This is a genomic window from Roseateles aquatilis (assembly GCF_002205645.1).
Lineage (GTDB): Bacteria > Pseudomonadota > Gammaproteobacteria > Burkholderiales > Burkholderiaceae_C > Roseateles > Roseateles aquatilis.
The window spans coordinates 219,749-240,230 of sequence record NZ_NIOF01000010.1 but is presented as its reverse complement, the minus strand read 5'-3'; the positions used below and the strand labels follow the sequence as shown (position 1 = coordinate 240,230).

The window sequence follows — 20,482 nt, the reverse complement described above, 5'->3', positions numbered from 1 at the left end:
GATTCGGAGAATTCTCATGGCAGCAAAAGACGTCGTCTTCGGCGGCGAAGCCCGCGCCCGCATGGTCGAAGGCGTGAACATCCTGGCCAACGCGGTCAAGGTCACCCTGGGCCCCAAGGGTCGCAACGTGGTGCTGGAGCGCTCGTTCGGCGCCCCCACGGTGACCAAGGACGGCGTGTCCGTCGCCAAGGAAATCGAGCTCAAGGACAAGCTGCAGAACATGGGCGCGCAGATGGTCAAGGAAGTCGCTTCCAAGACCTCTGACAATGCAGGCGACGGCACCACCACCGCCACCGTGCTGGCCCAGGCCATCGTCCGCGAAGGCATGAAGTACGTGGCCGCCGGCATGAACCCGATGGACCTGAAGCGCGGCATCGACAAGGCGGTCACCGCCCTGGTCGCCGAGCTGAAGAAGGCCTCCAAGGCCACCACGACGTCCAAGGAAATCGCGCAGGTCGGCACGATCTCGGCCAACTCCGACGCCGACGTCGGCGAGATCATCGCCAAGGCGATGGACAAGGTCGGCAAGGAAGGCGTGATCACCGTCGAAGACGGCAAGAGCCTGGACAACGAGCTCGACATCGTCGAAGGCATGCAGTTCGACCGCGGCTACCTGTCGCCGTACTTCATCAACAACCCGGAAAAGCAGTCGGCGATCCTGGACAACCCGTTCGTCCTGCTCTACGACAAGAAGATCTCCAACATCCGCGACCTGCTGCCGACGCTGGAAGCCGTCGCCAAGGCCGGCCGCCCGCTGCTGATCGTCGCTGAGGAAGTCGACGGCGAAGCGCTGGCCACCCTGGTGGTCAACACGATCCGCGGCATCCTGAAGGTCGTCGCCGTCAAGGCCCCGGGCTTCGGCGACCGCCGCAAGGCCATGCTGGAAGACATCGCCATCCTGACCGGCGGCAAGGTCATCGCCGAGGAAGTCGGCCTGTCGCTCGAGAAGGTCACGCTGGCCGACCTGGGCCAGGCCAAGCGCGTCGAAGTGGGCAAGGAAAACACCACCCTGATCGACGGCAACGGCGCCGGCGCCGACATCGAAGCGCGCGTCAAGCAGATCCGCGTCCAGATCGAGGAAGCCACCAGCGACTACGACCGCGAGAAGCTGCAAGAGCGCGTGGCCAAGCTGGCCGGCGGCGTGGCCGTCATCAAGGTCGGTGCCGCCACCGAAGTCGAGATGAAGGAAAAGAAGGCCCGCGTCGAAGATGCGCTGCACGCCACCCGTGCCGCCGTCGAGGAAGGCATCGTGGCCGGTGGTGGCGTCGCGCTGCTGCGCGCCCGTCAGGCCGCTGGCGAGATCAAGGGCGACAACGCCGACCAGGACGCCGGCATCAAGCTGATCCTGAAGGCCATCGAAGCCCCGCTGCGCGAGATCGTCTACAACGCCGGTGAAGAAAGCTCCGTCGTCGTCAACACCGTGCTGGGTGGCAAGGGCAACCACGGCTACAACGCCGCCAACGGTACCTATGGCGACATGATCGAAATGGGCATCCTGGACCCGACCAAGGTGACCCGCACCGCGCTGCAGAACGCCGCGTCCGTCGCGTCGCTGATGCTGACGACCGAGTGCATGATCGCCGAATCGCCGAAGGATGACTCCGCCGGCCCGGCCATGCCCGGCGGCATGGGCGGCATGGGCATGGACATGTAAGGTCCTCCCGGGTCGACGCCGGGGCGTCCGCGCCCCGGTTCGTCCCTCGCTCGAAGGGGTCGCCACGGCGACCCCTTTTTCATTGCGCCGGGCGAGCGCCTTGCCGCCGTGAAAAATGCACACCCGACCTCCACCCGCCTCGCACGCCCCTCCGCCCCAGGGGATGTCACCTGAATAAGGGGCGCTCATAATGCGGACGCACATTGAAATCCAAGATGGTTCAAGCGCATTCGCCCAATCCCCCGCCTTCGCTGCAATCGCTGGTCGATGAGACCCTGGCCCATGTCCCCTCGTTGGCGCATGCGGTGTTCAACGGTCTCCAGGACGAGCTCAAGAGTCGCCTCGAGCACCACCTGCTGCTGGCCGGCTGGTCCAAGCGGCGTGCTCATTTCGCGTCTGACCTGGAAGACTCCCTCACCCGGCTGCTGACCGTCGCTCGCGAGGGCCGCGATCCGCTGCAACGCGAACGGCCCGCGCCGCTCGCGTCGGGCGACTTCTCCCTGAGCCTCGTCGACGAAAGCCAGGCGCTGAAGGACGTGGCCATCGCCCACGTCATCACCGCGATCGAGGACCAGACGAAGGCGGAGCTGCACCAGCTCAGCAACTTCTTCGCCGCGCTGCGCGGCATCGCCCGCCCGCTCAAGAACGACAACCCGCTGCGTGCCGCGCTGTTCGCGCATGGGCTGTCGCGCGCGATCGAGGGCGTGGACCTGGACGCGGACGGTCGCTCCGCGTTGATGCGCATGGCCGCGATGCCGCTGGCGCGCAAGCTGCAGCCCATCTACGCCCAGTTGTGCCAGCAACTGCGCCAGGCACAGCTCAGCGGCATGCTGACCAGCCACGGCGCCGCATTGAAGGAATCAGAACTGCGCTTCCGCCAGTTCAAGACCCTCACCGACACCCCGACGCAGAACGCGACGCTGGATCAGGTCGCCCTGAAGCTGGACGCGATGAACTCGCGTGCCGCCGGCCTCACGGCGGCAAAGAGCGGAACGCCCGCCACGCCGCCCGCGCCCGGAGCGCCGCCGCGCCTGGGCCCCGGCATGGCGGCGCCGGGCACCGACCTGCTCTCCCGCCTGTATGACCAGATCCTGGCCGACGACAGCCTGCAACCGCCGCTGAAGGTGTTGATGGGCCGGCTGCAGGTCGCCATTGTGCGGCTGTCCCGCGCGGACGTCACGCTGCTGCGCCGCCAGGATCACCCGACCTGGCAGTTGCTGAATCGCATCGCCGCGCACGGCGCCGGCTTCGCGCGTCCCGACGACGCCGAACTGCGCAACTTCCTGCAGTTCCTGGAGCGCGTGATCCAGCCGCTGCTGGACAGCGCGCACCCGTCCGCCCTGCAGTTCCAGCAAGCGCTGACCGAGGTCGACAACCACATCCGCTCGCAGGTCGAGGCGCGCGGCCAGCGCAGCACGCTGGCGCTCGAACGCCTGGACCGCGAGCAGCAGCGGCAGGAATGGCAGCGCATGCTGCGCGACCAGCTCCAGCATCAGCTCGACGACGCCCAGGCCGGCAAGCTGATGCGGCGTTTCCTGCTCGGCCCCTGGGTCGAGGTGATCGCGCAGGCGATGGTGCAGCACGGCCGCGACGCACCGCAGGCGCAGACCTTCGTCGAGCTGGTGGATGCCCTGCTGCACAGCGTCCAGCCGCAACCCGACGACGCGGCACGCCAGCGCCTGCGCGGGCAGTTGCCGGATCTGGTCCGCGCGCTGGACCAGGGCATGAACTCGATCGCCCTGCCGCCGCTGCAGCGCCAGGCTTTCATGGACGAGCTGATGCGCCAGCACGGCCGCGTGCTGCGCGGCATGCCGGCCGTCGAGGAAAAGCCACCGGCCGCGTCGGGACCCAAACGCCCGGCGCTAACGCCGGAGGAAGTCCTCCAGCAACTGCTGAACGAACGCGAATCGCAACTCCCCTCGCGCTGGGCCCATGAGCAGGTCGACCGCGGCCAACTGCCGACGGTGCCGGTGGCGCTCTACAGCGAGGAGCGCTCGCCGCATGCGCGCGCCGCGCTGCAGGACTGGATCGCGGGCGTGCAGATCGGCGCCTGGTACCACCTGTTCCTGCAAAGCGAATGGATCACCGCGCAGATCGCCTGGATCAGCGACAGCCGTCAGCTGTTCCTGTTCATCGGCCAGGTGAGCGACGAGCGCCACTCGATGACGCGCGGCGCGCTGGAACAGCTGGTGGCCAACGGCCTGATCACCCAGCTGGAAGAAGAGCCGCTGCTGCAGCGCGCGATCGGCACGCTGATGCAGGATCTGGAGCAGACCCCCATGGACCACGGTCACGATCAGGAACAACTGCCGCGGCTGGATCTGGACCGGCGGTCCTGAGGTTTCTGTTCCACTCCGGGTGGCGGCGATGTCCGCCGCCCGAGCCTCGCGTCCCCCGCGGCGCCGGCCCCTCGTGTTTTCCGCCGCGCCTTCGGGCGCGTCTCACGTTCCGCGCCTCATGTCCGCTGCCTTTCGCGTCGACTTCCGCCTGCCCGTCCTGCTGCTGGCCGCGGTGCTGACCGCCTCCGCCGCCTTCGCGCAGACCGTGCCGCCCAATCCATCGCCCGGCGCGGTGCCGGCACCGGCCGCCGACCAGGCGCGACGGCCGCGGCTGGGTCTCGTGCTGTCCGGCGGCGGCGCGCGCGGGCTGGCGCACGTCGGCGTGCTGAAGGTGCTGGAGCGCGAGCACATCCCCGTCGACATCATCACCGGCACTTCGATGGGGGCCATCATCGGCGGCCTCTACGCCAGCGGCATGTCGGCCGAGGACCTGGACCGGGAGCTCTCGAAGATCGCCTGGGACCGGCTCTTCGCCAGCCGCATCGACCGCCAGGATCTGTCGCAGCGCCGCAAGGAGGAGGACTTCGAATTCTCCGCGACCATCGAGTTCGGCCTGCGCGACGGCGAGGTGCGCGTGCCCACCGGCACGCTCTCCAGCCGCGGCCTGGAAGCGCTGCTGCGTCGCCTGACCCTGCCGGTGCGGAACGTGCGCCAGTTCGACCGCCTGCCCACGCCGTTCCGCGCCGTCGCCACCGACATGGAGAACGGCAACGAGCGCGTGCTCGCCGAAGGCGACCTGGCGCTGGCGCTGCGTTCCAGCATGAGCGTGCCCGGCGTGTTCGCGCCGGTCGAGTGGGAGGACCGCATCCTGGGCGACGGCGGCCTGGTCAACAACCTGCCGATCGACGTGGCCCGCGAGATGGGCGCCCAGCGGCTGATCGCGATCAACGTCGGCACGCCGGTGGGGGGACGTGACTCGCTGAACTCGCTGATCGGCCTGACCGCGCAGATGATCAACATCCTGACCGAGCAGAACGTGCAGCGCTCGATCGCCAGCATGACCGCCGGCGAGGACCTGCTCATCACCCCCAAGCTCGGCAAGCTGACCTCCGGCGACTTCGCCCAGGTGCGCGACTTCATCCGCCTCGGCGAGGAAGCCGCCGAGGCACTGCTGCCGCAACTGCGCGCCTATGCCGTGGACAACCAGACCTATGCCGACTGGCAACTGGCGCGTGGCGGACTCAAGCCGCCGGCGGTGGTGATCGCGGCGGTCCGGATGGAGGGCAGCGACCTGACCAATCCGGAGCGCTTCCGCAGCCAGCTCGAATCCAAGCCCGGCCAGGTCTTCGACAACACCGTGGCGGAGCGCGACATGCGCTTCCTGTCCTCCAGCGGCGACTACAACCGCGTCGACTATCACGTCGAGCAGCGCGCCGAGGGCGAGACGCTGGTCTTCAACATGGAAGACAAGCCGTGGGGGCCGAATTACTTCCGTGTCGGCATGGACTTGTCGACCGACTCCAACGGCGACAGCTTCTTCAACCTGCGCCTGAGCCACAACCGCCACTGGCTGACCGACAAGGGCACCGAGTGGCGCAACCAGATCACGATCGGCGAGACACCGCGGCTCTACACCGAGCTCTATCACCCGCTCGGGCTGAAACTGGGCGTGGCGGACGACTGGTTCGCCAGCGCCTGGGCCGAGGCCAACCAGCGCAAGCAGATCGTCTACAGCGACAACAACCCCGCCAATGCCGGACTCGGCCAGGCGCGGCTGGTGCGGCGCGACGCCTCGATCGGCCTGGACCTGGGCCAGCCCTGGGGCCGCTGGGGTGAGGTACGGCTGGGCGCGATCACGCGGATCCGCTACGCCAGGCCCGACCTGATCACGACCGTGGGATCGAGCGCCGACCTCGGCACGCTGCGCTGGACCAGCTACGAGCGCGGGCTACGGCTGCGCACCGTCGTCGACCAACTGGACTACGCCAACTTCCCGCAGCATGGCTACCGCTTCACCGTCGACGCCTCCGGCGGGCGCCAGGAAAACCGCAACCTCAACAGCGGGCGCTTCCTGCGGCTGAACCTCGACGGCACGATGGTTCGCAGCTTCGGCGGCCACACGCTGAGCTTCTACGCACGCGGTGTCGCGGCGCAGCAGCCCGACGACACGGGCCTGGGCGGCGACACGCTGGGCGGCTTCCAGCAGTTGTCGGGCTACCAGCCCAACCAGCTCAGCGGCAATGCGCTGCTGTTCACGCGGGCCACCTACTACCGCCGACTCAACGACACGCCCTTCCTGTCCCGCGGCTTCTTCGTCGGCGGCACGCTGGAGGCGGGCAACGCCTGGGCCTCGCGGCGCGACATCAATCTCAAGGACCTGCGCTATGGCAGCAGCATCTTCCTGGGCTCGGACACCGGCCTCGGTCCGTTGTATGTCGGCATCGGCTACGCGCCCAAGGGCGGCACCGCGCTGTACGTGTTCATCGGACGTCCATGACCCGACGCCCCACCCGGACCTCAACGCCGAACGTCAACTGGCATCGACAGCCCCAAACGCACGTCGACAAAGGTAGACGAAGGTCGACGAAGGTCGACGAAGGCCGATGAACGTCAGCGGGCGGTGAAGGAGGCCGGAGGGAGCCGGGGGGTTGGGCCGATTTGGGAACCGTATGAGGCCCGGCCCCCCGGCTCCCGCAGGCCGGCGCTCGGTACCCGTCCGGCGCTCGATGCAGCGCCCTGACGACCGGCCCGGGTCAGGACGTGTGCTCGTCCTCAAGATCGGCGGCGTCATCGCCCGCCGCGTCGCCAGCATCCTCGCCGGCCTCTTCCGCCACCGGATGCGCCCAGTCGTAGAGCACTTCGGCCACGTCTTCCAGGCCCTGCTTGCTCAGCGCGGAGAACAAGGTCACCGCGATGTTGGAGTCCTCGGTCGCCAGCACCGCCAGGTCCTTCTGGACCTGGGCCAGTATTGCGGTGCCTTCCTTGCGGTTGAGCTTGTCGGCCTTGGTCAACAGCACCAGGAGGCTGATCTCGCCCGCGGTGACGCGGTCGGAGACGAACTCCAGCAGTTGTTTGTCCAGCTCGGTCAGGCCGAGGCGGGAGTCGACCATCAGCACGACGCCGGACAGGCTGTCGCGCTTGCCCAGGTAGTCGGCCATGACGCGCTGCCAGCGCAGCTTGGCGTCGCGCGCGACGGCGGCGTAGCCGTAGCCGGGCAGGTCGGCGAACAGCGCGTCGGGCGCGTCGCGCGGACCGAGCGAGAACAGGTTGATGTGTTGCGTGCGGCCCGGCGTCTTGGACGCGAAGGCCAGGCGCTTCTGCTGCGCCAGCATGTTGATCGCGGTGGACTTGCCGGCGTTGGAGCGGCCGACGAAGGCGATCTCCGGGAGCTGGCGCGGGGGCAGGTCTTGCGTGGTGACCCCCGGGTCGCCGGCCGTTGCGCCGTCGGTCAATCCATCGCCATCGCCCTCGACCTCGCCGTCCTCGACCTGGCCCGCGGCGGCGTCGACATCGGCGACGCTCGTCTCCAGCTCGTCGTCGAAGTCATGCGCCAGCGCCGCGGCCTCCTCGGCCGCCAGCGCGTCGGCGGGCAGCACGCCGTTCACCGGCAGGTGCTTCAACTGGCTCGCGGTGGTGAGGAACCGCGCGGTGTGGGTCCAGGCCAACGCTCGTTTGCCCGGTGTCATCGGCGCGGCGGGCTTCTGCGCCGGGGTCACGACTTGCCCCTTGGCCTTCGCCTTGGCTTTTGCCTTGGCGGCCGCGCGCAGACCGGTCTTGCCGGGGCCCTGCTTCCTGGCCGTCGCTCCCGGGCGACCCGCGTTGCCCGTGGAGCGGCCTGCGGGTTTCCCTGGGGCCGCCGGAGCGGGTTTCTTGTTGGAATCGGTCATCGCGCTGCGGGGCTCATAAGGGGCGCCATTGTAAGATCCCTCGGTTGCGCTCACCCAACCCCCCTCAACATTCATGAAGACTGCCGCTTTCTTGTTGTCGAGTATGGTTCTGATGTCCGGCGCTGCGCTGGCTTCCGAATCGCCAGCCGCCGCCAAGCCCGATCTCGCCAAGGGGCAAGCGATTTCCTCCCAGGTCTGCGCCGCCTGCCACGCCGCCGATGGCTCGCGCGGCAGCCCCGCCAATCCCATCCTGCAGGGTCAGCACGCCGACTACCTGGTCAAGCAATTGCAGGAGTTCAAGTCGGGTAAGCGCAAGAACGCGGTCATGGCCGGCATGGCCGCCCCGCTGTCCGACGCCGACATCCGCAACGTCTCCGCGTTCTACGCCAGCAAGCAGGCCAAGCCCGGCTTCGCCAAGGACAAGGAGCTGATCAAGCTGGGCGAGAAGATCTACCGCGGCGGCATCGCCGACAAGCAGGTCCCCGCCTGCGCCGGCTGTCACAGCCCGAACGGCGCCGGCATCCCGGCGCAGTATCCGCGGCTGGGCGGTCAGCACAGCGACTACACCGAGGCCCAGTTGAACGCCTTCCGCGCCAACGCCCGCCCGAACAGCCCGCAGATGCTGGCCATCGCCGCCAAGATGAGCGATCGCGAGATCAAGGCCGTCTCGGACTACATCGCCGGCCTGCGCTGAGCCACGGCGCCGCGCGTTTGCTCCGCCGGCGCCGGACCTTCCGCATGACGACCCGGGCCGGTGATCCGTCACCGGCCTTTGTCATGGGCGGTGACGCCGCCCCTCGCCCGCCGCGACACCCGGGCGCCCCAGAATGCCGTCCATGACCGAGAAGTCCCTTGCCCGCCCCTCCGCCCGCGCCGTGCTCGACGACGCGATGGAGCTGGTGGCGTCCATGCGTTTCGCGATCGCGCTGCTGACCGTCATCTGCATCGCCTCCGTCATCGGCACCGTCGTGCGCCAGCGCGAGCCGATGACCAACTACGTCAACCAGTTCGGGCCGTTCTGGTCGGAGCTGTTCGGCAAGCTGGACCTCTACACCGTCTACAGCGCCTGGTGGTTCCTGCTGATGCTGGCCTTCCTGGTCGTCTCGACCAGCCTGTGCATCGCGCGCCACACGCCCAAGATCCTGCGCGACCTGAAGACCTACAAGGAGACGATGCGCGAGCAGTCGATCCAGGCCTTCAAGCACAGGGCGCTCGGCTACCTGCACATGAACCCCGAGGCGGCGCTCGCGCAGGTCAATGGCTGGCTGACCGCCGAAGGCTGGAAGGCCCGCGCGCAGGTGCGCAACGGCGGCGTCATGATCGGCGCGCGCAAGGGCTCGGGGCACAAGATCGGTTATCTGGCGGCGCACTCGGCGATCGTGCTGATCTGCCTGGGCGGGCTGTTCGACGGCGACCTCGTCGTGCGCGCCATCATGTGGGCGCAGGGCAAGAGCATCTACCAGGGCGCCGACCTCAACCAGATGACAGCGGTCAACCGCCTGAGCCCGTCCAACCCGAGCTTCCGCGGCAACTTGTACGTGCCCGAGGGCAGCCGCTCCGCGTCGGCGCTGCTGTCCATGCCCACGGGCGTGGTGCTGCAGGAACTGCCCTTCGACGTCGAGCTGAAGAAGTTCATCGTCGAGTACTACGCGACCGGCATGCCCAAGCTGTTCGCGAGCGAGATCGTCATCCACGACCGCCAGACCGGCGCGGCCACCGCGGCCACCGTCAAGGTCAACGAGCCGGTGACCTACCGCGGCCTGACGCTGTACCAGAGCAGTTTCGAGGACGGCGGCTCGGCGCTCAAGATGAAGCTGCGCTCGCTGCAATCGCCGCATGACGGCGCCATCACCGGGCGCGTCGGCTCCACCACCACGCTGACCAGCGACGGCGAGACGCTGGGCCTGGAGTTCAGCGGCCTGCGCGTCATCAACGTCGAGAACTTCGCCAACACCGGCGCCGACGGCGCGACCGACGTGCGCAAGGTCGACCTGGTCGGCCGGCTGGAACAGCACCTGGGCTCCGGCGCCAACGTCAGCGACAAGAAGACGCTGCGCAACGTCGGCCCCTCGTTCAGCTACAAGCTGCGCGATGCCAGCGGCCAGGCGCGCGAGTACAACAACTACATGCTGCCGCTGGAGCTGGACGGCCACCGCGTCTTCCTGCTCGGCGTCCGGGACACGCCCGCGGACAACTTCCGCTACCTGCGCGTGCCGGTCGACCGCGCCGACAGCCTGGAGGGCTGGCTGACGCTGCGCCGCGTGCTGGCCGACCCGGCGCAACGGCTGCTCGCCGCCAAGCATTACGCGCTGGGCGCGACGCCGGTGGACAAGCCCCAGATGCAGGCGCAGCTGGAGGCCACCGCGCTGCGGACGCTGACGCTGTTCGCCGGTGCCGAGGGCCTGAAGGCCGACGCGCCGGCCAAGGATGCCGCGATCGGCGGCCTGCCCGCGCTGTCCCAGTTCATCGAGCGCGAAGTGCCGGAACCGGAACGCGCGCGGGTCTCCGAGGTGCTGCTGCGCATCCTCAACGGCAGCCTGTTCGAGCTCCACAAGCAGGCCGAGGCGCAACTCGGCCGCCCGCAGCCGGAGCCCGGCGAGAAGACGCAAGCCTTCATGACGCAGGCGGTGCTGTCGCTGTCGGACGCGATGTTCTATCCCGCGCCGGTGGTGCTCCAGCTGGAAGACTTCCAGCAGGTGCAGGCCAGCGTCTTCCAGGTCACCCGCGCGCCCGGCCAGACGTTGGTCTACATTGGCGCCGTCTTGCTGATCGTCGGCGTGTTTGCGATGCTCTACATCCGGGACCGCCGGCTCTGGCTGTGGCTCGAGGCCGCTCCGGGGCGGCCCGAGCAGACCCGGGTGCGCATGGCGCTGTCCAGCAACCGCGAGACCCCCGACCTGCCGGTCGAATTCGATGCGCTCAAGCAGCGGCTGCTGCATGAGGAGGCCTGACATGAACACCACGACCACCGCCGCCGACCCCTCCACGTTGCAGCCCGGCGCGCCCGCCGCCGGCGCCGCGTCCGGCAAGACCCTTGTCGTCGGCAAGCGCGGCTACTTCCAGGGCCGCGACGCGGTCGACTGGCTCTTCGCGGCGCTGGTGCTGGTCGGCGCCGGCTTCGCGTTCAGCCGCTACCACGCGTCGATGGACGTCTACGAGAAAGGCATCCTGGCCTGCGCCGCGCCGGCGCTGATCGCGCTGGGCTGGTTCTGGCGGCCGCTGCGCCTGCTGTGCGTCGTCGTCGGCGCGGCCAGCCTGCTGGCGATCCAGCTCTACCTGCGTCAGACCGACAACTTCGGCGCCGACCTCGCCGCCGCGGACAAGGTCTTCTTTCTGAAGTACCTGCTGTCCAGCCAGAGCGCGATCCTGTGGATGAGCGTGCTGGTGTGGATGAGCACGCTGTTCTATGGGCTGGGTTTCCTCAAGCGCGACGGCGGCCACAGCGCCGCCGAGGCGATCGGCTCCAGGCTGGCCTGGGCCTCGGTCGGCATGGCGCTGATCGGCACGATGGTGCGCTGGTTCGAGAGCCATCAGATCGCCCCCGACATCGGCCACATCCCCGTCAGCAACCTCTACGAGGTCTTCGTGCTGTTCACGTGGCTGACCACGCTGATGTACCTCTACTACGAGGAGCGCTTCAAGACCCGCGCGCTGGGCGCCTACGTGATGCTGGTGGTGAGCGCGGCGGTGGGTTTCCTGCTCTGGTACACGGTGGCGCGCGACGCCCACGAGATCCAGCCGCTGGTGCCGGCGCTGCAGAGCTGGTGGATGAAGATCCACGTCCCGGCCAACTTCATCGGCTACGGCAGCTTCGCGATGGCCGCGATGGTGGCCCTGGCCACGCTGCTGAAGACGGCGACGCCGCGTGCGCTGGTGATCGGCCTGATCGGCGTGCCGGTCGGGCTGGTGGCACTGCTGCTGGCCTTCCGCGTCGGCGCCAACCTGCCGCCGGAAACGGTCGCCGGGCTGGACGGCTGGGCCGGCAAGATGGCGGGCCTGGCGGTCTTCCTCGCCGCCAGCGTCGCGCTGCGCAAGCCGCTGACGGCACGGCTGCCGGCGCTGACGGCGCTGGACGACCTCATGTACAAGGCGATCGCCCTGGGCTTCGCCTTCTTCACCATCGCCACCATCCTGGGCGCCTTCTGGGCCGCCGAGGCCTGGGGCGGCTACTGGAGCTGGGACCCCAAGGAGACCTGGGCGCTGATCGTCTGGCTGAACTACGCGGCCTGGCTGCACATGCGGCTCATGAAGGGTCTGCGCGGTGTCGTGTCCGCCTGGTGGGCGTTGATCGGCCTGCTGGTCACGACCTTCGCCTTCCTGGGCGTCAACATGTTCCTGTCGGGCCTGCACTCGTACGGGACGCTGTAAGCCGGTCGCGACCATGGGTCGCCGGCCGTCGAGCTGCCCGCCCACCTGCCGGTTGGCCGGCTTCCGCGCCTGGCGACGGCGTCGCGGCGGCAAGATGCGGCGGCAAGATACCGCGGCAACATGCGGCGATGCGAGGCGGGGCACCCGGGCACGGGGGGTTTAAGGCATCCCTCATGAAAACCAGCGGCGGGAAGCGTAAGGTGCGAAGTTCGTCTTCCCCGAAGGTTCGCCCATGCACTTCCTGCGACAGCGTGACGGCCAGCGCATCCCGTCCTCCGAGATCACCTCGCGCGAGGTCTACGACAGCCGCCGCGACTGGCTCAAGTCCGCGGGCGCGCTGGGGCTGACGGGCCTCGGCTTGTCCGGCCTGGCCGGGCCTGTCCAGGCCCAGACCGCCGGCCCCGGCAAGCTGGCGAAACTGCCCGGCGCCAAGAGCAGCGTCGCCGGCGCCAACGTGATGGAAAAGCTGACCGCCTACAAGGACGTCACCAGCTACAACAACTTCTACGAGTTCGGCACCGACAAGAGCGACCCCGCCGAGAACGCCCACACCCTCAAGCCCCGGCCCTGGTCCGTCGTCATCGAGGGCGAGTGCAACAAGCCCGGTCGATGGGGCCTGGACGACCTGCTCAAGGCCGCGCCCATGGAAGAGCGCGTCTACCGGCTGCGCTGCGTCGAGGGGTGGTCGATGGTGGTGCCGTGGGTCGGGTACTCGCTGTCGGAGCTGATCAAGAAGGCCGAGCCCACCGGCAAGGCCAAGTATGTCGAGTTCACGACCCTGGCCGACAAGGCGCAGATGCCGGGCGTGCGCTCCGGCGTGCTGGACTGGCCCTACCTCGAAGGCCTGCGCCTGGACGAGGCCATGCACCCGCTCACGCTGATGGCCTTCGGCCTCTACGGCGAGGTGTTGCCGAACCAGAACGGCGCGCCGCTGCGCCTGGTCGTGCCGTGGAAGTACGGCTTCAAGTCGGCCAAGTCCATCGTCAAGATCCGCTTCACCGAGAAACAGCCGGTCAGCAGCTGGACCAAGGCGGCGCAGCAGGAGTACGGCTTCTTCTCCAACGTCAACCCGCTGGTCGACCACCCCCGCTGGAGCCAGGCCACCGAGCGCCGCATCGGCGAGGACGGGCTCTTCGCCAAGCGCCGGCAGACGCTGATGTTCAACGGCTACGAGGCGCAGGTCGGGCAGCTGTACGCCGGCATGGACCTGAAGAAGAACTTCTGACGTGAGCGCCACGCCCGCCGCCGCCCGCGCCCGAAGCGCGCCCGCGAAGCGCCATCCGCTGCTGCACCCGGCGGCGAAGGTCGTGCTGTTCGTCCTGTGCCTGCTGCCGCTGAGCTGGTACGTCTACGGCGCCTTCGCGGACCGGCTGGGCGCCAATCCCGCCGAGACGCTCATCCGCGGGCTGGGCGACTGGACCCTGCGCTTGCTGTGGATCACGCTGGCCGTCACGCCGGTGCGGACCTGGATCCAGCAGCCGGCGCTGGCGCGCTTTCGCCGGATGCTGGGCCTCTTCGTCTTCTTCTATGCGAGCCTGCACCTGCTCGCCTACGGCTGGCTGGACAAGGGCCTGGACCTGTCCGAGATCCTGCGCGACATCGCCAAGCGACCCTTCATCCTGATGGGTTTCACCGCCTGGATCCTGCTGATCCCGCTGGCGGCCACCTCCTTCAACCGCGCCATCAAGGCGCTCGGCGCGCCGCGCTGGCAGATGCTGCACAAGCTGGTCTACGCGATCGCCGTCATCGGCCTGATGCACTTCATCTGGATGCGCGCGGGCAAGAACAACTTCGCGGAGCCGGCTGTCTACGGGGCGATCCTGACGGTGCTGCTGGGCTGGCGGCTGTGGAAGAAAGTCGCGCGCGGCGCACCGCGCTGAGCGTGGGGTAGGGGCTCGCCCGCCCCTTGGATGGCGCCGGAAACCCTCGTTCCGGGATAATCCCCGGTTTGCTTCGCCAGCCGCAAGCGCGCCCTCCATGTCCAACGTCCCGCCAGACCTCTCGCCCGACCGCCTGCCCGCCCTCGTCGACGCCGCCATCATCGGCGGCGGCCCGGCGGGCTGCAGCGCGGCCAGCTGGCTGGCGCAACTGGGCCTGAGCGTCGCGCTGATCGAGCGCGAGCCGCGCCTGTGCGGCAGCCTGCAGGCGCTGACCTACCGCCAGGACTGGCTGCTCGGCGACCCGGGCGAAACGCTCGCGGGCCTGGGCGACCGCTACGCCCATCACACACAGGCCCAGCCCGGCGTGCACACACTGCTGGGTCAGACGCCCCACCACCTCGACTGGACGCCGGACCAGGGCTGGTCCCTGTACCTCGATGGCACCCCGGTGCCCCACGACGGCACGCCCGATCCCTCCGCGCGGCAGCCGCTGCGCGCCCGTTCGCTGCTGCTCGCGACGGGCCTGACCCCGCGGCACCCGACCCCGCTGTACCCGGAGCAGGCGCGTCACGGCCGCGTCCTGGACGCGCTGGAGCTGACGGCGCGCCGCGAGCACCTTCCCCCGGGCCGGGTGCTGCTGCTGGGCGGCGGCGACAACGCCGTCGAGAACGCGCTGTACCTGACCGCGCGGGGCCACGACGTCACGCTGTGGTCCCGCTCCGAATGGCGCGCGCAGAGCCATCTGATCTCCCAACTGGACGAGGCCGCCTCGCTCCGCCGCCGTCCCGCGCAGGCGCTGCCGACCGCCGTCGTCGCCTCCACGCATGACGTCGCCGTCACCTCCAGGGCCTATGGCGAGGAGCGCTTCGACCATGTCGCCGTGCTGCTCGGCTACGAGCCGACGCCGGCCGCCTGGCTGCAGGTCGCCGACGCGCTGCAACGCGCCGGCGTCACCGCCCCCTCGCAGCCGTTCCGCGACGAGCCCCGCTTCGGCGTGCTGGGCCTGTTCGTGGCCGGCGACGCCAGCGGCCGGCAGCACCCGTGCGTGCAGACGGCGCTGGGCGACGGCGTCGTCGCCGCCAAGCAGATCGAAGCCTTCCTGCGCCCGCTGCGCGAGTCGCAACCGCCGCCCGCGCTGCGCCGCAACAACCGCCAGGTGATCCACATCAACGGGCTGCGCTTCGGCGCCAACCTGGGCGTGCTCGACTTCGAGCGCGAGGGCCCACAGCCCATCCAGGTGGATGCCGAAGTCAACCTGGGCGCGCAGACCATCGTCTCGCGCGACGCCGACATCGGCCACGTCCTCGACTACCGCCGGGTGCGCCTCATCATCATCGACGAGTGCACCGCCGAACACACCGATCTGCTGGAAGCCCTGCTGGGCAAGCTCTGCACGCGCCTGATGAAGCTGGCCGGCGTGGTGGGCGTGCGCATCAAGGTGACCAAGCTCGAAATCTTCCCCGACTGCCAAGTCGCGATCAGCGCCGAATGCGGCCAATGGTGAACCCCATGACGACCGAAACCCTGCTCCAAGACTCCGCCACTGCCGTTGACGCCGCCGCCATCGACCGGGCCGCGGCCGACGCCGAGGCCAAGAAGCACGCGCACGAGATGAACAAGCTCTCCAAGCGCCTGCACCGCCAGGTCGGTCAGGCCATCGGCGACTTCAACATGATCGAGGACGGCGACAAGGTCATGGTCTGCGTCTCGGGCGGCAAGGACAGCTACTCGCTGCTGGACATCCTGATCAACCTGCGCGACCGCGCGCCGATCAAGTTCAGCATCGTCGCGGTCAACCTCGACCAGAAGCAGCCGGACTTCCCGGAAGACGTGCTGCCGACCTACCTGAAGTCGCGCGGCGTGGACTTCCACATCGAGGAGCAGGACACCTACTCCATCGTCAAGCGCCTGGTGCCCGAGGGCAAGACGACCTGCTCGCTGTGCTCGCGCCTGCGCCGGGGCATCCTGTACCGGGTGGCCGGCGAGCTGGGCGCGACCAAGATCGCGCTGGGCCATCATCGCGACGACATCGTCACCACGCTGATGCTGAACATGTTCTTCGGCAGTCGCATGAAGGGCATGCCGCCCAAGCTGGTCAGCGACGACGGCAAGAACGTCGTCATCCGCCCGCTCGCCTACGTCAAGGAGTCCGACCTCGAACGCTGGGCCGAGCACCGCGCGTTCCCCATCATCCCGTGCAACCTGTGCGGCAGCCAGCCCAACCTGCAGCGCGCCACCGTCAAGGCGATGCTGCAGGACTGGGACCGCCGCTTCCCGGGCCGCGTCGACAACATGTTCACCGCGATGGGCAACATCGTCCCGTCCCACATGCTGGACCGCGACCTGTTCCCCTTCCAGACCATCAAGGCCACCGGCGCCCCCACCGCCGACGGCGACATCGCCTTCGACGAGGAAGAACACTGCGGCACGCCGGCCCCGGGCAATGTGGTCAAGCTGGTCCGCGCCGCCGCGATCGACGGCCATGGCAGCGGCGATGACAGCGACGATGAAGGCCCGGATCGGGCCTGAGCAAACGGAAACCTGAGCGTTACCCAGCGCTCACAGACAAGGTCAACCGGACGCGGTCACAATCGTTGGACGAACATCCGCGCCCGGGAGCGTTCGTTGCTCCCGGGAATCACGTTCGCGCGTGGCGGCGTTCGTCCACCTGGAGGTCTGTATGTTCACCTTGAATCGTCGTCGACTGGCCCTGGCCGGTCTGGGTGCGGCGGCGCTGCTGTCGCTGACCGCGTGTGCCTCGCTGAATACCGTCACTGCCGATGCGCAGACCTTCGGCAGTTGGCCCGCGGGCCGGCAACCCGGCACCTATGCGTTCGAGCGCCTGCCCTCGCAGCAGCGCAACGAGGCCGGGCAGGCGCAGTTCGAGGACGCGGCCCGCAGCGCGATGCAGAAGGCCGGCTTCACCGAATCGGCCGACCCGAAGACCGCGGACGTGACGGTCTCGCTGGGCGCGCGCGTGACGCGCACCGGCCCCGCGCCGTGGGACGACCCGATGTGGTGGCGCTGGAACGGCAGCTACTTCTCGTGGCGCTACGGCCCGGCCTGGCGGCCGTATTACAGCCGCTGGGGCTACGCCTACCCGATGGATCCGATGATGGAGCGGCGCTACGACCGCGAGGTCGCGCTGCTGATCCGCGACCGCGCCTCCAACGAACCGCTGTATGAAGCCCGCGCCAGCAACGACGGCCTGACCGAGGGCGGCAAGGAACTGATCGGCGCGCTCTTCGAGGCGTCGATGGTGGACTTCCCCCAGACGCGTCCCGAGCCGCACCGCGTGAGCGTGCAACTGACGCCGTCCAAGTGAGCTGACGCCCGCTCCCCCCGACGCGGGGCCGGTGCGTGTGGGTGGGCCTGCCGGCCCCGCCTGATAATCGCGGTTTCTCCACAGGGACCGCGATTTTTCTTATGTCGCTCAACATCGTCGTCATGGCCGCGGGCAAAGGCACCCGCATGAAGTCCAGCCTGCCCAAGGTGCTGCACAAGCTGGCCGGCCGGTCGCTGCTCCAGCACGTGCTGGGCAACACCGCCGCACTGGACGCCGATGCCCGCATCGTCATCACCGGCCATGGCGCCGAGCAGGTGGAGACGGCTGTCGCCGGTCCCGGCATCCGTTTCGTGCGCCAGGAGCCGCAGCTCGGCACCGGCCACGCGATCCAGCAGACGATCCCGGCGCTGACCGCCGGCGGCAGCACGCTGATCCTGAGCGGCGACACCCCCCTGATCACCACCGCGACCACCCGCGCGCTGGTCGACGCCTGCGACGGCCGGCAACTGGTGCTGCTGACGATCGAGTACGCGGACCCCAGCGGCTACGGCCGCATCCTGCGCGACGGCGACAGCGTGCGCGCGATCGTCGAGCACAAGGACGCCAGCGACGAGCAGCGCTGCATCCGCGAGTGCTACACCGGCATCATGGCCGCCCCCACCGAGGCGCTCAAGCGCTGGGTCGGCCAGTTGAGCAATGACAACGCCCAGGGCGAGTACTACCTGACCGACATCGTCGCGATGGCCGTCGCCGAAGGCGTGCCGGTCGTCGCCGTCAGGACGGCCGACGAGACCGAGGTGCTGGGCGTCAACAGCCCGTCGCAGCTGGCGCAACTGGAGCGCCGCCACCAGCTCGCCCAGGCCGAGTTGCTGATGACCGCCGGCGTGCGCCTGGCCGACCCGGCGCGCTTCGACCTGCGCGGCGCGTTGACCTGCGGCCGTGATGTCGAGATCGACGTCAACTGCGTCTTCGAGGGCGATGTCACCCTCGGCGACGGGGTCCGCGTCGGCGCCCACTGCGTGATCCGCAACGCCACCATCGGCGCCAACGCGCGCATCCACGAGTTCACCCACATCGACGGCGAGGCCGCCGGCGCCAGCGTCGGCGAGGGCGCGCTGGTCGGCCCGTTCGCGCGGCTGCGCCCGGGCGCCCAACTGGGCGCCGAGGTCCACATCGGCAACTTCGTCGAGGTGAAGAACTCGACGCTGGCCAAGGGCGCCAAGGCCAACCACCTGGCCTACCTGGGCGACGCCACCGTCGGCGAGCGTGTCAACTACGGCGCCGGCAGCATCACCGCCAACTACGACGGCGCCAACAAGCACCGCACCACCATCGGCGCGGACGTGCACGTGGGCTCCAACTGCGTGCTGGTCGCCCCGATCACGATCGGCGACGGCGCCACCGTCGGCGGTGGCTCGACCATCACCAAGAACGTCGAGCCGGGCCAGCTCGCCGTTGCGCGGGGCCGACAAATCGTGATTTCCGGCTGGAGCCGCCCCACGAAAAAGAAGTGAGGCCTGCACGTCCGGCGGGGAAGCTCGTAAGCTCCGCCATTCGTGTCACGACTCGTGACACGTCGACGCGGTCCTGAAGCCGCCGCCCCTTGCGGCCCAGGCGCTCCCCCCGACTCGTGGGAGGCGCGCTTGCCGCGAGACCCCTAGCATCCGGACCGTTGTCGACCCGACCCGCCGACCCGCATTCCACATGGCGACCCCGAAACCCTGTTCTCCGCTGCCGCCCAAGGACGACGACACCCTCGTCGGCCCGCCCGTGTCCGCGACGCTGGAAGCGCTGCGGGACACCTCGGACGATCCGGCCGCGCAGGCGGCCCGGGCCGAGGCGCTGGAGCAACTGGCGCTGTCGCACGCGATGTGCGATCAGGCCGCCGAGGCCTGCTTCTACCTGTGCCGCAGCCTGGGCCTGGCCCGTCAGCAGCAGGCGCCCGACGCCGAGCCTGACCTGGAACTGCTGTTCCAGTTGCTGGGCGCGCTGGCGGACCTGCCGGCGGAAGTGTCCGCGTTGCCGCTGCCCGAGGGCGAGGCCGATGGCCTGGGTGTGGCCGAGCTCTGCCATCAACTGGGCGCCGCCCGCGAGCTGACCACCGCCGCCTGGCATGACGCCGCGGAACAGGACCAGGCCGTGGCGCCCTGCCCGGCCGCTCCGGCTCGCGCGCTGCATTGAGCGATCTCGCCTCGGCGAGATGACAAAACACCCAACAGCGAGGCGGCCCGGCCGACCCCGTGGTCCAGGCCCCTCAGCGTTGTCGCTCGTGCCCGGCGATCAGCCGGCTCACCCGCGACACCGACAACCCTAGTTCCCGCGCCAGCGCGGTCATCGATTGACCGCCCTCGGTGTGCGCGCGATACAGCGCCTCCTCGCGGCTGCCGCTGGCCTTGAGCCAGTCGCCCCAGCGGCGCGGACGGGGCGCCCGCGGCGGGTGCTCGCTCTGCCGGACAGTGCGTTGCACGAAGGCGGCGTCGCCGAGGAAGATCTGGTGGCGCAGCTCGCCCCAGATGTCGAGGTCGGGCTCCGCCTCGACCATCGCCTGATACCGCTGCCCCGCCTTGCGCCGGTCGGCCGCGTTCTGCGGCACGCGGCCGAGGACGTTGGTCCAGAGCCCGTCCACCTCCAGCCAGTCCGGCGCCGGCACCAGCCCCGCGTGCGCCTGCAGGCTGCTCCAGCGCCACCCGGCCGGCGACGACGCCAGCCCCGATCGGCGCCCGATCAGCTCCACGTAGCGACAGGCGTCGAGCAGCAGGTGTTCCCGATCCACCAGCACCGCCTTGAAACGGCCCTGGAAGACGTGTCCGGTCTGCGCGTGGCGGCGGTTGTGAGCCTGCGTGTAGACGCCGTTCAGATGGCGCATCAGGCGGGACAGATTCGCCTGCCGCGTGAACAGCAGCAGCTCGTAATGGTCGCGCCCCAGGCCGTAGGCCAGCACCTGGGCGTCGAAGCGCTGGACGGCCTGCTCGATGAGATCGAGCATCACATGCCGGTCCTCGTCGTCGGCGAACACAGGCAGATCCCCACGTGTCGCGACGTGATAGACGGCGCCCGGAAACTCGATGCGAAGTGGCCTGGCCATTTCTGCAAACTAGGCGATCAGCGCACAAAAAACAAGCGCCCGA

The 20,482-nt window shown here is 69.2% G+C and carries 15 protein-coding genes and 1 pseudogene; 14 read left to right on the top strand and 2 right to left on the bottom strand.

What is annotated here, in order from left to right; translation table 11 throughout:
- Positions 1–16: 16 nt before the first annotated feature.
- The 3 genes from groL to CDN99_RS19900 all read left to right on the top strand — a co-directional run bounded on the left by groL (position 17) and on the right by CDN99_RS19900 (position 6,430).
- Positions 17–1,654, top strand: a complete 1,638-nt coding sequence (groL, locus tag CDN99_RS19910) for a chaperonin GroEL (protein ID WP_088386631.1) — start codon at positions 17–19, stop codon at positions 1,652–1,654.
- Positions 1,655–1,869: 215 nt separating this feature from the next.
- Positions 1,870–3,993, top strand: a complete 2,124-nt coding sequence (locus CDN99_RS19905) for a DUF1631 family protein (protein WP_088386630.1) — start codon at positions 1,870–1,872, stop codon at positions 3,991–3,993.
- A gap of 118 nt (positions 3,994–4,111) precedes the next feature.
- Positions 4,112–6,430 (top strand): patatin-like phospholipase family protein, encoded by a 2,319-nt coding sequence (locus CDN99_RS19900; protein WP_158218897.1) that lies wholly within the window; start codon positions 4,112–4,114, stop codon positions 6,428–6,430.
- 256 nt (positions 6,431–6,686) lie between these two features.
- Here the strand turns inward: CDN99_RS19900 and yihA are convergent, their stop codons facing one another.
- Positions 6,687–7,385, bottom strand: coding sequence for a ribosome biogenesis GTP-binding protein YihA/YsxC (yihA, locus tag CDN99_RS19895; RefSeq protein WP_193531737.1), 699 nt, complete (start codon positions 7,383–7,385; stop codon positions 6,687–6,689).
- Positions 7,386–7,923: 538 nt separating this feature from the next.
- On the opposite strand from yihA, the gene CDN99_RS19890 reads away from it, so the two are divergent.
- The 11 genes and pseudogenes from CDN99_RS19890 to CDN99_RS19845 all read left to right on the top strand — a co-directional run bounded on the left by CDN99_RS19890 (position 7,924) and on the right by CDN99_RS19845 (position 19,535).
- Positions 7,924–8,514, top strand: a complete 591-nt coding sequence (locus CDN99_RS19890; RefSeq protein WP_375134454.1) for a c-type cytochrome — start codon at positions 7,924–7,926, stop codon at positions 8,512–8,514.
- Between the two features lie 142 nt (positions 8,515–8,656).
- A complete protein-coding gene (locus tag CDN99_RS19885; RefSeq protein ID WP_238139612.1) occupies positions 8,657–10,771 on the top strand; it encodes a cytochrome c biogenesis protein ResB in 2,115 nt (704 codons plus the stop codon).
- A gap of 1 nt (position 10,772) precedes the next feature.
- Positions 10,773–12,188, top strand: a complete 1,416-nt coding sequence (gene ccsB, locus CDN99_RS19880) for a c-type cytochrome biogenesis protein CcsB (protein ID WP_088386627.1) — start codon at positions 10,773–10,775, stop codon at positions 12,186–12,188.
- 232 nt (positions 12,189–12,420) lie between these two features.
- The gene (msrP, locus tag CDN99_RS19875; RefSeq protein ID WP_088386626.1) at positions 12,421–13,413 is read left to right on the top strand and encodes a protein-methionine-sulfoxide reductase catalytic subunit MsrP; all 993 of its coding nucleotides are present in this window, start codon (positions 12,421–12,423) and stop codon (positions 13,411–13,413) included.
- A gap of 1 nt (position 13,414) precedes the next feature.
- Positions 13,415–14,068, top strand: coding sequence for a protein-methionine-sulfoxide reductase heme-binding subunit MsrQ (gene msrQ, locus CDN99_RS19870; RefSeq protein ID WP_238139611.1), 654 nt, complete (start codon positions 13,415–13,417; stop codon positions 14,066–14,068).
- A gap of 97 nt (positions 14,069–14,165) precedes the next feature.
- Positions 14,166–15,119 (top strand): annotated as a pseudogene (locus tag CDN99_RS29410) (NAD(P)/FAD-dependent oxidoreductase); the annotation flags it as partial.
- 84 nt (positions 15,120–15,203) lie between these two features.
- Positions 15,204–15,572 carry a dihydroneopterin aldolase gene (locus CDN99_RS29405; protein ID WP_238139622.1) on the top strand — a complete coding sequence of 123 codons (369 nt, stop codon included), beginning with the start codon at positions 15,204–15,206 and terminating at the stop codon, positions 15,570–15,572.
- Complete coding sequence (ttcA, locus tag CDN99_RS19860; protein ID WP_088386624.1) at positions 15,566–16,597, top strand: tRNA 2-thiocytidine(32) synthetase TtcA; 1,032 nt, start codon at positions 15,566–15,568, stop codon at positions 16,595–16,597. The genes CDN99_RS29405 and ttcA overlap by 7 nt, the downstream gene beginning before the upstream one ends.
- Positions 16,598–16,748: 151 nt before the next feature.
- Positions 16,749–17,393, top strand: coding sequence for a DUF4136 domain-containing protein (locus CDN99_RS19855; protein WP_088386623.1), 645 nt, complete (start codon positions 16,749–16,751; stop codon positions 17,391–17,393).
- A 101-nt stretch (positions 17,394–17,494) separates the two neighbouring features.
- Positions 17,495–18,868: a bifunctional UDP-N-acetylglucosamine diphosphorylase/glucosamine-1-phosphate N-acetyltransferase GlmU gene (gene glmU / locus CDN99_RS19850; protein WP_088386622.1), complete on the top strand. Its 1,374-nt coding sequence runs from the start codon at positions 17,495–17,497 to the stop codon at positions 18,866–18,868.
- Between the two features lie 190 nt (positions 18,869–19,058).
- The gene (locus tag CDN99_RS19845; protein ID WP_088386621.1) at positions 19,059–19,535 is read left to right on the top strand and encodes a hypothetical protein; all 477 of its coding nucleotides are present in this window, start codon (positions 19,059–19,061) and stop codon (positions 19,533–19,535) included.
- Between the two features lie 73 nt (positions 19,536–19,608).
- Here the strand turns inward: CDN99_RS19845 and CDN99_RS19840 are convergent, their stop codons facing one another.
- Entirely contained in the window at positions 19,609–20,439 is an 831-nt protein-coding gene (locus CDN99_RS19840; protein ID WP_088386620.1) for a transposase, read from the bottom strand.
- Between the last annotated feature and the right edge of the window lie 43 nt (positions 20,440–20,482).

Excerpts from the sequence above, each read along its gene's own strand:
- groL (WP_088386631.1), top strand. The coding sequence starts at position 17 with ATGGCAGCAAAAGACGTCGTCTTCGGCGGCGAAGCCCGCGCCCGCATG.
- CDN99_RS19905 (WP_088386630.1), top strand. The coding sequence starts at position 1,870 with ATGGTTCAAGCGCATTCGCCCAATCCCCCGCCTTCGCTGCAATCGCTG.
- CDN99_RS19900 (WP_158218897.1), top strand. The coding sequence starts at position 4,112 with ATGTCCGCTGCCTTTCGCGTCGACTTCCGCCTGCCCGTCCTGCTGCTG.
- CDN99_RS19890 (WP_375134454.1), top strand. The coding sequence starts at position 7,924 with ATGGTTCTGATGTCCGGCGCTGCGCTGGCTTCCGAATCGCCAGCCGCC.
- CDN99_RS19885 (WP_238139612.1), top strand. The coding sequence starts at position 8,657 with ATGACCGAGAAGTCCCTTGCCCGCCCCTCCGCCCGCGCCGTGCTCGAC.
- ccsB (WP_088386627.1), top strand. The coding sequence starts at position 10,773 with ATGAACACCACGACCACCGCCGCCGACCCCTCCACGTTGCAGCCCGGC.
- msrP (WP_088386626.1), top strand. The coding sequence starts at position 12,421 with ATGCACTTCCTGCGACAGCGTGACGGCCAGCGCATCCCGTCCTCCGAG.
- ttcA (WP_088386624.1), top strand. The coding sequence starts at position 15,566 with ATGGTGAACCCCATGACGACCGAAACCCTGCTCCAAGACTCCGCCACT.
- CDN99_RS19855 (WP_088386623.1), top strand. The coding sequence starts at position 16,749 with ATGTTCACCTTGAATCGTCGTCGACTGGCCCTGGCCGGTCTGGGTGCG.
- glmU (WP_088386622.1), top strand. The coding sequence starts at position 17,495 with ATGTCGCTCAACATCGTCGTCATGGCCGCGGGCAAAGGCACCCGCATG.
- CDN99_RS19845 (WP_088386621.1), top strand. The coding sequence starts at position 19,059 with ATGGCGACCCCGAAACCCTGTTCTCCGCTGCCGCCCAAGGACGACGAC.
- CDN99_RS19840 (WP_088386620.1), bottom strand. The coding sequence starts at position 20,439 with ATGGCCAGGCCACTTCGCATCGAGTTTCCGGGCGCCGTCTATCACGTC.